The organism is Nitrosomonas sp. (assembly GCA_016703745.1).
Classification (GTDB): domain Bacteria; phylum Pseudomonadota; class Gammaproteobacteria; order Burkholderiales; family Nitrosomonadaceae; genus Nitrosomonas.
On record JADJBK010000007.1, the window covers coordinates 32,610 to 46,025 of the forward strand.

Here is a 13,416-nt window from a genome sequence, read left to right on the forward strand (position 1 = left end):
TGTATCCTCTGATTCACAAAGGGATGCTGGCTTTGGCTGCCTTCAACCCGTTTTTCTTAAGCCAATTATGCAGATTTGCGTCAGTCTTATGATAGCGCTTGGCAATAAACTTCTGAGTCGAACCGTTCGCTAACGGGGTTTGAAGTTCTCCGGTACGGAAACGTACGTTAAGCAGTAACATTCTGATTTGTTGTCAGTTATAAGGTTAAGAAATATAGCGCTAAATATTATTATTTATGCCATTCAATGTTATTGAACCGGTATTAATACTTGGGCACCTCGAATAACCCGATGTTTTCAGTAAATCCTGCCGCAAAATGATGACCGCGACCGAATTCGATTCGATTTCCACGACAAATCGCCACTTTTCCTGGCGATGTCGCGCCGTTTTTACCCCGAATCGCCCTGGACATTGGCGATTCGGCCCATTTCGGGTGTTAAAAGGCCCTGATTCCTGTCTCTTCGAAGTAGACCAGTCGCTTCAGGTTGTAGCAGGCCGCCACCATCGTCATCGCAAAGTTGGCCCGCGCCTGACCGATAGTGCGCAGCAACTTGCCGCCCATCTGCTCGATAGCGCCGAACACGTGCTCGACCCGTGCGCGCGTCTTGGCAATACGTTTGTTGCGTCGCTGCTGGCACTCGGACAGCAGCTTGTTGCGCTTGCCCTTCCGCTGAATCTGGTTTCGGAAACCGTTCTCCTTGAGCCAGGCTGCACGCTCCTCCGACGGGTAGCCTCGATCGGCATAGACATCACGACTCGTGTTGCTCGTGTCAAAGACGTTGTCAAAGTGCTGGCTATCGTGCGTGGAGGCGGTATCGGTCTCAATCCGGCGGATGATCTTGTGCTTCTTGTCGACACTGATTGACAGCTTGTAGCCGAAGTGGCTCTTGCCGTGTTTCTTCGTCCAGGTCGCGTCGGTGTCCTTCTGGCGCCGCTTCGCCGGCTTCCAGTCGGCGGGCATCGCGCCTTGCTTGATGAGTCCTTTCTCGCCTCGGCTGTTGTGCTGCCTGGGCGCCGGCACCAGCGTGGCGTCGATGATCTGACCGCCACGCGCGATGAATCCATGTTGGAGCAGCTGCGCGGAGACGCCGTCGAACAGCGCCTTGGCCCCTGCTTCACCGATCCGGTTCTCGAAGGTCCACACGGTGGTGCGGTCGGGGACGTTCGTCGCGTTCGCCAGGCCGCAGAACCGTTTGTAGCTCATGCGGTCGAGCAACTGGTACTCCGTCTGTTCATCCGAGAGGTTGTACAGACGTTTCAGAACAAGAATGCGAACCATCGTCTCGGTCGGGTACGGCGGACGTCCGCCCTGCGGACTCATCGGACGGGGTGCCACCCGATCAACCTCCATCGCCAAGGCAGCAAAGTCAATGTGCGACTCGATCTCAACCAGTGGGTCACCCAGCGAGTCGATTTTCTTGCGGTGGTGTTCGTCGGCGAACAGGTCGAGCTTGATGGCGCTATGTGGTTTCATCGGCAGGAGAAGAATGGGTTTCAGGATAGCGCAATTTTACCAAGTCTATCAAGAGTGGGCGAGTCGAGGTTTTTCGAGGCGCCCACTTATTAATCTATTTTTTTAGCCGCTAAAGCGGGTCTGGTTTCCCTTCGCGTACGTTTCCGTACCGGAGGACTTCAAACCCCAACACCAGTTTCACGCTTGCTTGAATCTATTCATATCGATTCACGATAGGTCCGGCGCACTAGCGTGCTATTTTTTCCGTTTTGTGAAGCATCCCCAGCCTGCTGAAAACACAATAATTTCAATAAAAGTTTTTTGACAAACAAATCTTTATATAGTATCAATAATGATACTATAATAGAAAGGTAGTCTTATGACACAGACAGAAAAGCTATTAGAATCTATTAAGGCGAATCCTAAAAATGTCAGGTTTTCTGATCTGGTAAAAATATGCAACCAGTATTTTGGAAAACCAAGGCAGCAAGGAACAAGCCATATAATCTATAAAATTCCGTGGAAAGGCGATCCACGAATAAATATTCAAAAAGACAAGGACGGCAAAGCAAAGCCCTACCAAGTTATGCAGGTAATTGCAGCTATCAACAAATTAAAGGGGGGAAAAAAATGGTGAACTATGAACATTATACCTACCGCGTTCTTTGGTCAGAAGATGACAAAGAATATGTTGGCCTGTGTGCTGAATTTCCAAGTCTGTCTCATCTTGACAAAAACCATATAGATGCCATGCAAGGTATACTTAATCTTATAAAAGACGTAGTAACTGACATGCAAACCAACGGTGAAACCATACCAGTTCCTCTTTCTGAAAAGCATTTTAGTGGAAAATTTCAAGTCCGAATTCCACCGGAACAACATCGTAATCTTGCAGTGATTGCAAGCGAACAAGGAGTTAGTCTGAATCGTTATATAAGTGCCAAATTATCTGAATAATAAGGGGTGGGTTCAACTTTGAAGTGCAACTTTTATAAGGAAGTTCAGGAAGCGAGCTGCGGTAGTATCGGAGCTTCTTAAACGACCAAGTATAAGGAGCAGTGATGAATCAGTAATGAGCTTGCGCAAAGTCAGCAAAAGCCGTGGATCGTTTCAAGTGTACTAGGGTCTGTTGACATTTCAATACAACTATTTAATAAATAGAGACAAACTTGTAATATTGAGATTCCTATACCACCAATAAAACAAGTTTGCGATGCCCCGATTGATGCTCAGTGATGAGTTCTGGTCGAAGCTAGAGAAGATTCTGCTTCAGGAAGCCATTTATAACAAGCGTAATTTGCGCATGACGATAGAAGGCATGCTGTATCGAATGCGAGTTGGTTGTCCGTGGCGAGACTTGCCGAAGGCTTTTGGATGTTGGAATTCTGTCTACAAAAGATTCAATGCGTGGTCATTGAGTAACAAGTGGAGCAGGCTTTTCAAGGCGCTGATCATTGACCCGGATTGGGAGTGGGGATTTATTGATGGCAGCTACGTTAAAGCACATCAGCATAGTGCGGGAGCGGTTGGTAAGAAGCTGCAGGCCATCGGGAAAAGCCGTGCGGGGAATACCACGAAGATTCATCTGGTGGTTGATAGTTATGGTTTGCCAGTTGAGTTTGAGATCACCGGTGGAGAAGTCAATGATTGTTCTGCAGCACCCGATTTGATTGCCAGGTTACCTGACGCGGAAACGATAGTAGCGGACAAAGGCTATGACAGTGATTGTATACGGGAGCAGATAACAAAGAAGGGAGCTAGGCCTGTAATACCAAGAAAGCGCAATTCATTGAAAGGTAATGCAGACATGGATTGGGGATTATATAAATATCGGCATTTGGTGGAAAACGCTTTTGCGCGATTAAAGCAGTATCGCGCAGTGGCAACACGATATGACAAGCTGAAGAGAAATTACGAAAGTATGGTTGCTATGGCTTGTGGATATCTGTGGCTATCTATGTGAAATGTCAACAGACCCTAGGGGTCGTCTCAGAAAACGGAAAATAAAGCACGTTAATGCGCCGGGAAACTGTGAAGGAGTAAAGGGTGAGAGTCCCCTACAACACAAGTACAAAAGTAGCTTAACTCATGAAATTTTATGCAAGACGAAGCTCTGACATGTGGGGAAACTACATGCCGTGCTTTGAGATACGGCCAAATAATTTTGGCCGTAGATTACCTCTGGCGTAGCAGCGCCAAGGTTGGCGCGGGAAAGTTCAGGCCGTTGCGACCGCTGCTACCGGCTTTAACGTGCTTTATTTTCCGTTTTCTGAGATGCCCCCTGAATGACATACTGGATAACCCGTCCAACAAAATTCTATGAAACTTTGGTGCCGTTTGTTTAAACGCACCCATTGGTGATGCTCGCCAAAGATAGTGCCTCAATAATCTTCTGCCTCTATCAGTGCAGCGCTTGGCTGTCATCGGTTACTCCGGCGATACGGCATAGAACACGGGCATCGAAACTCGTGTGGTCACCCAGTGTCCAGTCGACAAAGCTGGCACCTTCCAGCAAACTCAGAATCTGACGGGAGCACGCCTTTGTATCAGTGCCACGCTGTATCTGCTGACTAGTCAAGCCTTCATCAAGCAATTTTTGCAGCCACTGGAGTTGAAGTTGAAAGAAATATCTAGTCAGTTCCTGCAAACGCTCGGGCAGCACCGCCATTTCTGCGGCCAGTGCACCGCATAGCGGCAACCGCCCTTCTTTCGCGCTTGCCATGAACCACTTGGCAAAAGCCACCAAGCGGTCACCCACGAATGAATGCACTCGTTCTATTTCATCGAAAGCCAGCGCAACCCGCTCGACATAAGCTTGCACGACAGCTACCCCAAGGTCTTCTTTGCTGGGGAAGTGATAGTGAATGCTAGCCTTGCGAATGCCGATGGTTTTTGCCAAATCTGCATAGCTAAAGGCAGAGTAGCCCTTGGAACGCAGCAGCGACTCAGCTGTCTGCATGAGGGATTCTCGTGTGCTAGAAGGCACGGGGTGGCTCATGGTAGTAACTCTACTTCCCGTTCACGACCAGCTTAGGGACCATGCGGATGGCACGGGCGAAATTGGCGAAGTTTGGCGAGGTTCGCATGACTTCCTGATGGATTTTCTCCATTTGCTCGGCGGTGCCATCGGCATCGATATGCACGGTGTACTGAATCTCGTCGTAGCCAGGATTGACCCCATTGTCCAAACCCAGGAAACCGCGCAGGTCGAGCGCGCCCGTCGTGTCGATCTCTAAAGAACGCACCGTAACACCCATGCCGGCCGCGGTGGCCACATAGCCTACAGTCATGCACGCGTTGAGTGCTGCCATCAGCAACTCCTGTGGATTTGGCGCGGAATTTTCGCCCAGCAGTTCGGGAGGCTCATCGGCCACGATGGTGAAGTCACGTGCGTGACTCTGCCCGCGCAAGCCGTAGGACTTCACGGTCGCCACCGAGCGCGTCTGACCATCCCAGCGAGTATGGACTTCAAATTTAGCCTCGGCATTGCTGGGGTTTTGACGGATACCTTCGGCAAACTGTGTGAGAGCAGCTACATTGATGCCATTGAGCGAAGAAGTCATGAGGTACCTTTAAATAGATTAATGGAAGAGAAGCATGCATTTCACTTATGCATGTCAGTATACTACCTACTAGTAGGTAGGTAGTCAAGCGGCTGAATGCTTGATTGTTGGATCTGTCGCATTAAGCAATTCTTGGCAATTTTTCTTCAATGAAATCATTGAGAGATTTGGTCGAAAAACGCTTAAGGAACCTCTGATTAATTCCCCGCAAGTAATATAATTCTGCATCAAACTTTTTCGAGAAGCTATTCATGAAACCTTACCAACAGATGAGTTTTGCTGATGCCGAATACGCCAATAAGGGCAAAGTCACGCGCCGCGAGAAGTTTCTCGATCAACTTGACGGGTTATTGCCTTGGCAGGCTATGATTGATGTTATTGAACCACACTATGCGCCAGGCAATGGGCGTGGCCGCAAACCATTTGCCTTGGAATTGATGCTGCGCGCGCATGTTGCGCAAATTATCTACAACTATTCCGATCCGGGCATGGAAGATGCGCTGTATGAGATTGAATCACTGCGCCGTTTTTGCGGCATTCGTCTGGAAGCCGTGCCGGATGAAAGCACCATTTTGCAATTTCGGCATTTACTGGAAAAACACGGGTTAATGGATCAGATCTTCCAGGTCATCAACCAAACGCTGGGTGAGCGTGGGTTGTTCTTGAAAGCCGGCACCATCGTCGATGCCAGCCTGATTGCCGCGCCGACTTCAACCAAAAATAAGAGCCGGTCGCGTGATCCAGAAATGCATTCCAGCAAAAAGGGCAATCAATGGTTTTTCGGCAGCAAGTTTCATATCGGCGTCGATCATGAAACCGGGTTGGTGCATACGCTCAAAGTAACCTCGGGGCATGTCAGCGACGTTGCCGAAGCCGCCGCCCTGCTGCATGGCGAGGAACAGTTTGTCCATGGCGATGCCGGATATCAGGGGCTGGATAAACGCCCGGAGATGCCGGCAGAAAACCCTCCAGTCTGCGTAATCACGATGCGTCCGGGCAAACTGGCCAGGCTCACGAAAGACGATTCCGGCGCGGCTCAACTACTGCGCGGGGCCGCCCGCGAACTGGCGAAACGCCGCGCCAAAGTCGAACACGTGTTTCGGGATATCAAAATCCGCTTTGGGTATGCTAAAAATCGCTATCGCGGCCTGGCCAAAAATGCGGCCCGTTTGACCTTCCTGACAGCCATTGCCAACGTCATCCGTGGTGATGCTTATGAACGTCGATGTCTTGTTGCGTCTGAAATTTGAAAACAAGCCAGTAAATGAGCTTGTTTCCAGAGAGGAACGGCTGTTTTCATAAAAATCAGCGTCACTATTTGAAGTAGTGGTCAGTTTTTGAGTGACTGCCGTTCAGAATGTTTGTTTTTCAGAGGTTCCTTAATGCGACAGAGCCCCGCTGGACGCTTATAGAGCGAATGGAACGTGCGATTGGAGCTTCCAAGCGTGACGGAAATATGTTTGCCATTCTGTTCATGGATCTCGACGGATTCAAGGTCATCAATGATTCTCTTGGGCACTCAACTGGGGATGAAGTCCTGAAGGCGTTCGCGCTGAGATTGCTGCATTGCGTGCGTGGCCGCGACACGGTCGCCCGGCTGGGAGGTGATGAATTCGTGGCATTGCTCGAAAATATAGCGACTACGGACGATGCAGCAGAAATGGCGGACAGCATACTCAGCCGCATGCGCCAAGGCCTATGGGCCGAAGATCAGCCTCTACAGGTGATGCCGAGTATCGGAATTACACTGTTTCCACAAGACGGGGATACCGTTGAAGAACTGCTGAAGAATGCGGATGCCGCGATGTACGAAGCAAAACGGGGTGGACGTGGCACCTACCGATTTTTTGAGATAAGTATGAATGAAGCGGCCACTCGCACGCTGCAGATTCAGCGTGCCTTGCACGAAGCACTCAAAGCCGGTTACTTCTCACTGCATTTCCAGCCAAAATTCCGTGGTAGCAATAGCGAGCTAGTCGGTGCCGAGGCGCTACTCCGTCTGCACCATCCAGAACTTGGATTTTTGTCACCAATGGGGTTTATCCCGATCGCTGAACGTTCCGGACAAATCGTCCCAATAGGATATTGGGTGGTACGTGAAACTTGTCAACAACTACGCCGCTGGAAGGAAGCCGGTTTGCCAGCAATCAAGGTGGCAATCAATTTATCTCCCCGACAACTAGAACAGCCGGATCTGATCACGATGATGCTGGATATTGTCCAATCTGAGCAAATCCCATGTGAACAGATTATGTTTGAAATCACGGAAACCGCGGCGATGCAGGATGCACTTAAAACAACTGATATGATCCGTAAGTTCCAGGAAAACAACTTCGAGATTGCCATCGACGATTTCGGGACAGGTTATTCGAGCCTTGCCTACTTACAACGCTTCCGTGCCAAACAACTGAAAATAGATCGTTTTTTTATCAGTGGTATGGATAAGTGCGGGCCTGAAGGCAGTGTTATCGTTTCTGCAATAATTAAACTTGCCCATACACTCGGAATGGATGTGGTGGCTGAGGGTGTTGAGACCGATTCGCAACTCAAGAAATTAAAAAGCATGATGTGTGATGAAGTACAGGGATTCCTACTGGGCAAGCCTGTAACAGCAGACAAATTTAGCGAATTGCTGCATCAGCATACAGCCCATAATTTAACCAGGTTCCGGGAAAGCCAGGTAAGCGCTCGATGAATTCGGTACTATCAAAATACACATTTTTATCCCATGCACTTACTCAATGCTTCAGCAACCCCTTCGGTATTAACAGTCGTTGCGCGCACTACGCCGAAGACAATCTACTTTTTTCATACATCCGTACCGCCTGCTCCCTGAATTCCAGCGCATACACTGCCCCCGACATTTATTCCATTTCTATCCCCTCTTCTCTTTCCGTATTTTGGCATCAAGCGTAAGTGAAAGGATCTGCTGTTGATCGTGTTTGCTACTTCGTAGCTGATCATTATGGTAGCTAGCACCGCCTGACTCATGGCCTACCTGAATCACCTGAAGTGACCCTTTCTTAGGCTGATGTTTTCGATTCATTCAGCATATGCAGACGTTTAACCTGAATACGATCTATTTGATCGCGCATTTGTGCCACATCATAGGCCAGCTGCATTTTGAGCCAATGTTCCGGTGTTCCGCCAAAAGCCTTTGAAACACGAATAGCCATTTCTGGCGATACAGATGCTTTTTCGTTTATAACTCTGGAAAGGGTTGTTCGCACTACACCCAAAGCTTCTGCGGCATCGGTAACACTCAGCCCTAAAGCCTCTATACAATCATGTTTAATAATTTTCCCCGGATGTATCGGATTCTTCATAACCATATTTTTTACCTCCTAATGATAATCTACCAAATCAACATCATAGGACACGCCATCTTCAAATCTGAAAATAATCCTGTGGTTTCTAGACATGGTAACGCTATAGAAGCCGCGTTTATTTCCCGTCAAAGCATGCAGCCCATAACCGGGTATATCAATATCTTCTAGACAACTCGCTTCATCCAAAACAGATAAGAAGCGTTCGGCTTTATCTGCAATATCGGGGCGTAATTTGCTTTTATCGCCTGCCTGATAAAGACGCTTCAAGCCACGATGCTTAAAATTGTCAATCATATCGTACCGTATCGCGTATCGCTTCGCGCGTCAAGCTCTTGTTGTATATATTTGCTACTTTCCTGATTTCTACTTTACGAATATTTGCGACAGAGTCCAATACAGATACTGCTCGTGGTTTGGTTCTTTTGTTTTTCTTTTGGCGTAAATTTTTTTGAATTTTTAAGCGTAAATTACTACTAAGAGTTGTCTTATTAATGATTTAAGTTTTTTTAGTGGAATATAAAATATTTCTAAAGTAGATAAGTTCTGTGCCGATATAGGTTATGGATTGTTTTTTGTAATTGTGAGCGTAGCGATCAATAAAATGTTTTTGGTTTGAATGAATTGGTATTTTCATACGAAGGTAAACATTTCTTCTTGTTATAAAAAACTATCTGATTAATGTCCGACACTTAATATTTGAGCTAACCGACACTTAATTTTAATTATGCAAAGTTATGCACAATGCGGCTATTTTTCAGCGGCTATTTAAGCTAGAAAAGAGAGAGTTTTTCTTTTGGAAGGAATGAATGGCCTCATGAGGGGAGGTTAAGCCCATAAAAGGAGACCATTAGTACTAATTGGTGTTGCTAGTAATTTTTAGGAAACGGGGTATCCTAAAGCAGCAGTTTTTCAGCCTCTTCGAAACATTTATCTCTGTCCCAGTCCATATTCTTTTCTTTCAGCTCGGCGGCTTTTAACTGTAGCCGCTTTCGATATTCTATGTCGGGTGGGGCAGTGGTTTTATTTTTGGTATGATTATTTTGTTTTTGACTGACCTTACTGGCCTTTTTATAGGCTGATTTTAAAGAGAGGGTATTTCTGGCTTGACTGGTTCGGGTAACTAACTTTTCTGCCCAGTCTTTTATTTTATCCTTTAGACGTTTACTGGCTTTGCAGCGCTCTTTTTTCAGCATTTCAGCAAGACCGAGAAGTCCAAACAAATCTTTTGTAATTGTCTTAACAGCTGCCAATCCTTTCCATGACCCGTCGGGTTGTTGTTCGCGTGGCTGTGACACAGTGACAATGCAAGCGATCTTGAGATCATGAATCGCACGCTCTATTCGCCTGGCTTTCATCCCCGTATCAAGCGCAATGTACTCAAGCGTATAGTTTAAAAATCCATCCGGAGTAGGATTTCCGACTCTTAAACTAACCAAATCTACACGTTTTAACAGCGCTTTAAGCAAGAGTACGCAAGATTCGCGGCGTTCACTACGTTGTTTACGCGTGCTGCCATTTGCGAAGTTCAGGGAAGGAATTAATTTTGGTCGAATGAAATATGCATCGAGGCGTTCCATACATAACGTGAGTATGCGGGGAATACCACCTTTACCTACCAGCGCAGGCTTAACAAGTGTTAATACCGGTTCTACTGGATTATGGCCGCAGTAGTTGCCACCACCGTTAATTCTTTTTGTGAATTTTCTCGGTATCAAAATTATTCCTAGTATCTTTTTTCACTAGGAATAATTGAGTTGTGATTAAACTTTTTTGTGATTTAGTAGAAAATCTTGTTGCTAAACCCAAAGTTTTGTTATAATGCATCAACACACTGTTTCCTAGTTTCTAACTGCTTGGCGTGGAAAGAACTTAACTGTGTGACCCGGCCTCCCAGCCGGGTTTTTCTTTTCTGCTTCAGTTAAGTTCAAAAACAAGTGAATCTTCCTGACTTCACTTTTTATTTTTCTTTTTTAATTTAAAAATTAGAAATTAGAAAAATACTATCCCAACGTACTATACATTGTTTTTCCGCACTACTTATAATTTAATTGCTTTACTGAGCTTTTCTGATATCTCAGTCGTAGTAGCTTTATTATTTTCGTACTTGATATTCATCAACCGACCTGTTTCTGGCATTTTGTCAAAACAACTCAGAATGTGCTTAATGTATTGTGATTCTTTTTTTTGGTAAAGCACATTATCTTTTTTATCAATATGAACGACTTCCCCAATATTATCTTTTGATGTATTGGCATCTACTGCATTGTACAAATTATATATACCAGGGTTTATTCCATGAGCTTTCTTAACTTTTTCTGTTTTCCATTCTCCGCTCATGTCGTTCTGAACTAATTTCTGTCCATTCATGACGATTAATCGCTTTCTCATATTGAAACGTCACTTTTTAAATGTTTTAACTCAATAATTCTAGAGTTATTCATATTCGAAGGTCGATATCAAGCAAAAACATACTATTTTTATTAAAAAGTTATATAAGCATAATATATCTATTTTTAAGGATCTGCAAAATTATTTATTTTATTCAGTAAAACTGATAAATTCATTTGTTCTTTCGTTGTCAGGTTACTAAGCGCTTCAACAGAAATATCTTTTCTTGAGTCAAAGTTTTCATAAAACCGGCTGAAAAGTGATACTAATTTCTCGGTCTTTTCGGGGGAAGACCGGTCTTTCTCTATATTCTTAGTCTTATCAATAGTTTTAGAGAGTGGTTCATTTTTATTTCTTGTATTTTTTCTGTACTTTATTTTGATGAACTGACGTAAAAGATCGACTGATCCGCGTGTGATCTCTTGCTCTGGATTATTAATCCAGTCAATTACGATTTCGGGTGATTCTTTAAAGGCATAGACAAGTTTATTGATAATTATCGTATCTCGGACTCTGCCAGAATCTAATAATGCTGCAATTGGGTTTGGCAAATCTAACAACATGGAATGTTGTGAAACGAACGCAGTAGACTTACCGATCATCTTGGCAACGTCCCCGTTCTTAAACCCCTTGGAATATTGATAGCCTATAAAATTAGCGATTTCTCTTGGGGTTAAGTTGTCTCGCTGTAAATTTTCAATGACTTGGTCAACGTTGGAATAGTCTGTGTCAATAAATGCAGGGATTGTTCTCTTCTGGGCGAGTATGGATGCTCGATACCGCCTCGCACCATGATTGATGATAAAGCGTCCTTCCGATTGCGGATTGGGATGTACTGATATCGGGGTTTTTACACCGCGAAGCCGGATGGTATCTGCAAGTTCTCGTAAAGTAACAGGGTCAAACTCTGTGCGCGGCTGGTCAGGGTCTTCGTCAATCAGACTTAGATCAATTTCTAATGAGTCAGCTGTGACAAATTTATTTTTTTTTGTCTCTTTAGTAGCATTTTTCATTGCATAAGCTATTAATCTTTAATTAGATTACCTAAATCTATTTGGAATTTATAATGAACGCAGAGCGGTATATCAACTATCTTTAAGTATATATTAACTAAAGTTAAATGTAATACGGGCCACTTATTGCATCATGCTTCAAAAAATTAACACTTAAGCTGCTTAGAAAATACCAATACAGCCAATTGAAAAAAGCTGATCAAAGGAGGCAGTCGGCTTGTACAACCAAATATTCCTTACAAATATAGCTCGGATACTGGATGAGCTAAAAATGACCAAACTAGAGTTAGCTGAAAAAGCTGGTATCTCGGTCACCTTTTTATCGGGCGTGACCCTGGACAGAGCAAATCCGTCACTGAGGATCATGGAAGCGATTGCAAATGCCTTGCAAACGCCACTTCCTATTCTTTTGGAGCAAACGACGCTCTCCGAAGAAGATATGAATGAACTAAGGAAAAGCGAAGCTCCTCGCTCCAGCTTGCCCAAGGGATTAGTACACGCTTGTGGAGTGCTTACCGAGTATCAAGCCTACCAAGTCAGTCTCTGGAATGCCGAAAACCAAAAACGAGTCTCAAAGAACAGGAAATTAAAGATTAAATAAAAGAAATATGTTGCTTATATTTTTTATTCATTATATTGTGATATTTATTCCGCATAATGGTGAGCAAAAAATATGCAAGCGCAACTGTCAGATACAGATGTTAATGGTACAAATTTGAAAGAACGCGCCAGGGCAAAGCTGGCGCGGGACATGGGATCATTATTAGTTGCTGCATTAGGTGATCCCAAAACAGTTGAGATCATGGTCAATGCTGATGGCCGAATCTGGCAAGAAAAGCTGGGTGAAGCGATGGCATGTATCGGTAATCTACGACCTGCCCAAACTGAAGCAATTATCAAAACAGTGGCTGGCTATCACAGCAAAGAAATCACTCGATTAAAACCCATCATAGAAGGTGAGTTTCCACTCGATAACTCACGTTTCGCCGGTCAACTCCCGCCCATTGTCACCTCACCAACCTTTGCTATCCGTAAGAAAGCCATTGCGATATTCACGTTAGAACAGTACGTGGAGCAGGGCATCGTGACGGAAAAGCAATATCAGAAAATTAAATCAGCCATTGCAGATCACCGCAATATCCTCGTCGTGGGTGGCACGGGTTCGGGTAAAACCACCCTGGTTAATGCAATCATTAATGAGATGGTCATACAGGACCCATCAGAACGTATTTTCATCATTGAAGATACCGGCGAGATTCAATGCGCCGCTGAAAACTGTGTGCAATATCACACCACATTGGATGTATCGATGACCCAGCTGCTTAAAACGACCTTGCGTATGCGTCCGGATCGAATATTGGTCGGGGAGGTGCGGGGAGAAGAAGCCCTGGATTTACTCGATGCCTGGAATACAGGGCATGAAGGCGGTGCAGCAACACTTCACGCCAACGACGCATTATCTGGTTTAACCAGACTTGAATCCCTGATTACAAGACACAAGTCAGCACCAAAGGCTATTCAGCCGCTCATCGGAGATGCGGTGCATCTGGTTGTGCATGTGTCGCGTACACCAACCGGTCGTCGCGTCCAGGAAGTTTTAGAAGTAAATGGTTACAAACGAGGCAGTTACCGCATCCAGAAAATTTAATCAGTATCAAAGGAATTTTAA

General features: G+C 45.3%; 15 protein-coding genes and 1 pseudogene. 7 read left to right on the plus strand and 9 right to left on the minus strand.

Going from position 1 to position 13,416, the window contains the following annotated elements; all coding sequences use genetic code 11:
* Positions 1 to 13: 13 nt before the first annotated feature.
* Both IPG31_13350 and IPG31_13355 read right to left on the minus strand, forming a co-directional pair.
* Positions 14 to 181 (minus strand): hypothetical protein, encoded by a 168-nt coding sequence (locus tag IPG31_13350; GenBank protein MBK6619276.1) that lies wholly within the window; start codon positions 179 to 181, stop codon positions 14 to 16.
* 256 nt (positions 182 to 437) lie between these two features.
* Entirely contained in the window at positions 438 to 1,475 is a 1,038-nt protein-coding gene (locus IPG31_13355) for an IS5 family transposase (protein MBK6619277.1), read from the minus strand.
* Positions 1,476 to 1,833: 358 nt separating this feature from the next.
* Here IPG31_13355 and IPG31_13360 point away from each other — a divergent pair, with 358 nt between their 5' ends.
* From IPG31_13360 to IPG31_13370, 3 genes are all read left to right on the plus strand, one after another.
* Positions 1,834 to 2,091 (plus strand): toxin HicA, encoded by a 258-nt coding sequence (locus IPG31_13360; GenBank protein ID MBK6619278.1) that lies wholly within the window; start codon positions 1,834 to 1,836, stop codon positions 2,089 to 2,091.
* Positions 2,085 to 2,411 carry a type II toxin-antitoxin system HicB family antitoxin gene (locus tag IPG31_13365; protein MBK6619279.1) on the plus strand — a complete coding sequence of 109 codons (327 nt, stop codon included), beginning with the start codon at positions 2,085 to 2,087 and terminating at the stop codon, positions 2,409 to 2,411. Before IPG31_13360 ends, IPG31_13365 begins: the two co-directional genes overlap by 7 nt.
* 256 nt (positions 2,412 to 2,667) lie before the next feature.
* Positions 2,668 to 3,417, plus strand: a complete 750-nt coding sequence (locus IPG31_13370; GenBank protein MBK6619280.1) for an IS5 family transposase — start codon at positions 2,668 to 2,670, stop codon at positions 3,415 to 3,417.
* Positions 3,418 to 3,855: 438 nt separating this feature from the next.
* Here IPG31_13370 and IPG31_13375 read toward each other — a convergent pair whose 3' ends face one another.
* Complete coding sequence (locus tag IPG31_13375; protein MBK6619281.1) at positions 3,856 to 4,440, minus strand: TetR/AcrR family transcriptional regulator; 585 nt, start codon at positions 4,438 to 4,440, stop codon at positions 3,856 to 3,858.
* A 22-nt stretch (positions 4,441 to 4,462) separates the two neighbouring features.
* Positions 4,463 to 5,017 carry an OsmC family protein gene (locus IPG31_13380; protein MBK6619282.1) on the minus strand — a complete coding sequence of 185 codons (555 nt, stop codon included), beginning with the start codon at positions 5,015 to 5,017 and terminating at the stop codon, positions 4,463 to 4,465.
* 269 nt (positions 5,018 to 5,286) lie between these two features.
* Here IPG31_13380 and IPG31_13385 point away from each other — a divergent pair, with 269 nt between their 5' ends.
* Positions 5,287 to 6,267 carry an IS5 family transposase gene (locus tag IPG31_13385; GenBank protein MBK6619283.1) on the plus strand — a complete coding sequence of 327 codons (981 nt, stop codon included), beginning with the start codon at positions 5,287 to 5,289 and terminating at the stop codon, positions 6,265 to 6,267.
* Positions 6,268 to 6,413: 146 nt separating this feature from the next.
* Positions 6,414 to 7,712, plus strand: a pseudogene (locus tag IPG31_13390) (EAL domain-containing protein).
* 328 nt (positions 7,713 to 8,040) lie between these two features.
* On the opposite strand, the gene IPG31_13395 reads toward IPG31_13390, so the two are convergent.
* The 5 genes from IPG31_13395 to IPG31_13415 form a co-directional block, all read right to left on the minus strand.
* Entirely contained in the window at positions 8,041 to 8,349 is a 309-nt protein-coding gene (locus IPG31_13395; protein MBK6619284.1) for a HigA family addiction module antidote protein, read from the minus strand.
* A gap of 12 nt (positions 8,350 to 8,361) precedes the next feature.
* On the minus strand, positions 8,362 to 8,640 hold the full coding sequence (locus IPG31_13400; GenBank protein ID MBK6619285.1) for a type II toxin-antitoxin system RelE/ParE family toxin: 279 nt from the start codon (positions 8,638 to 8,640) through the stop codon (positions 8,362 to 8,364).
* A gap of 599 nt (positions 8,641 to 9,239) precedes the next feature.
* Entirely contained in the window at positions 9,240 to 10,061 is an 822-nt protein-coding gene (locus tag IPG31_13405) for a hypothetical protein (GenBank protein ID MBK6619286.1), read from the minus strand.
* A 322-nt stretch (positions 10,062 to 10,383) separates the two neighbouring features.
* Positions 10,384 to 10,713: a conjugal transfer protein TraO gene (locus IPG31_13410; GenBank protein ID MBK6619287.1), complete on the minus strand. Its 330-nt coding sequence runs from the start codon at positions 10,711 to 10,713 to the stop codon at positions 10,384 to 10,386.
* 146 nt (positions 10,714 to 10,859) lie between these two features.
* Positions 10,860 to 11,747 carry a ParB/RepB/Spo0J family partition protein gene (locus IPG31_13415; GenBank protein ID MBK6619288.1) on the minus strand — a complete coding sequence of 296 codons (888 nt, stop codon included), beginning with the start codon at positions 11,745 to 11,747 and terminating at the stop codon, positions 10,860 to 10,862.
* A gap of 217 nt (positions 11,748 to 11,964) precedes the next feature.
* On the opposite strand from IPG31_13415, the gene IPG31_13420 reads away from it, so the two are divergent.
* Positions 11,965 to 12,348: a helix-turn-helix domain-containing protein gene (locus IPG31_13420; protein MBK6619289.1), complete on the plus strand. Its 384-nt coding sequence runs from the start codon at positions 11,965 to 11,967 to the stop codon at positions 12,346 to 12,348.
* Positions 12,349 to 12,420: 72 nt separating this feature from the next.
* Positions 12,421 to 13,395 carry a P-type conjugative transfer ATPase TrbB gene (trbB, locus tag IPG31_13425; protein MBK6619290.1) on the plus strand — a complete coding sequence of 325 codons (975 nt, stop codon included), beginning with the start codon at positions 12,421 to 12,423 and terminating at the stop codon, positions 13,393 to 13,395.
* Positions 13,396 to 13,416 lie beyond the last annotated feature (21 nt).

What these genes read in the sequence shown, in the direction of transcription:
- IPG31_13360 (MBK6619278.1), top strand. Translation starts at nt 1,834, where the DNA reads ATGACACAGACAGAAAAGCTATTAGAATCTATTAAGGCGAATCCTAAA.
- IPG31_13410 (MBK6619287.1), bottom strand. Translation starts at nt 10,713, where the DNA reads ATGAATGGACAGAAATTAGTTCAGAACGACATGAGCGGAGAATGGAAA.
- IPG31_13400 (MBK6619285.1), bottom strand. Translation starts at nt 8,640, where the DNA reads ATGATTGACAATTTTAAGCATCGTGGCTTGAAGCGTCTTTATCAGGCA.
- IPG31_13415 (MBK6619288.1), bottom strand. Translation starts at nt 11,747, where the DNA reads ATGAAAAATGCTACTAAAGAGACAAAAAAAAATAAATTTGTCACAGCT.
- trbB (MBK6619290.1), top strand. Translation starts at nt 12,421, where the DNA reads ATGCAAGCGCAACTGTCAGATACAGATGTTAATGGTACAAATTTGAAA.
- IPG31_13380 (MBK6619282.1), bottom strand. Translation starts at nt 5,017, where the DNA reads ATGACTTCTTCGCTCAATGGCATCAATGTAGCTGCTCTCACACAGTTT.
- IPG31_13350 (MBK6619276.1), bottom strand. Translation starts at nt 181, where the DNA reads ATGTTACTGCTTAACGTACGTTTCCGTACCGGAGAACTTCAAACCCCG.
- IPG31_13395 (MBK6619284.1), bottom strand. Translation starts at nt 8,349, where the DNA reads ATGGTTATGAAGAATCCGATACATCCGGGGAAAATTATTAAACATGAT.
- IPG31_13370 (MBK6619280.1), top strand. Translation starts at nt 2,668, where the DNA reads ATGCCCCGATTGATGCTCAGTGATGAGTTCTGGTCGAAGCTAGAGAAG.
- IPG31_13365 (MBK6619279.1), top strand. Translation starts at nt 2,085, where the DNA reads ATGGTGAACTATGAACATTATACCTACCGCGTTCTTTGGTCAGAAGAT.
- IPG31_13355 (MBK6619277.1), bottom strand. Translation starts at nt 1,475, where the DNA reads ATGAAACCACATAGCGCCATCAAGCTCGACCTGTTCGCCGACGAACAC.
- IPG31_13385 (MBK6619283.1), top strand. Translation starts at nt 5,287, where the DNA reads ATGAGTTTTGCTGATGCCGAATACGCCAATAAGGGCAAAGTCACGCGC.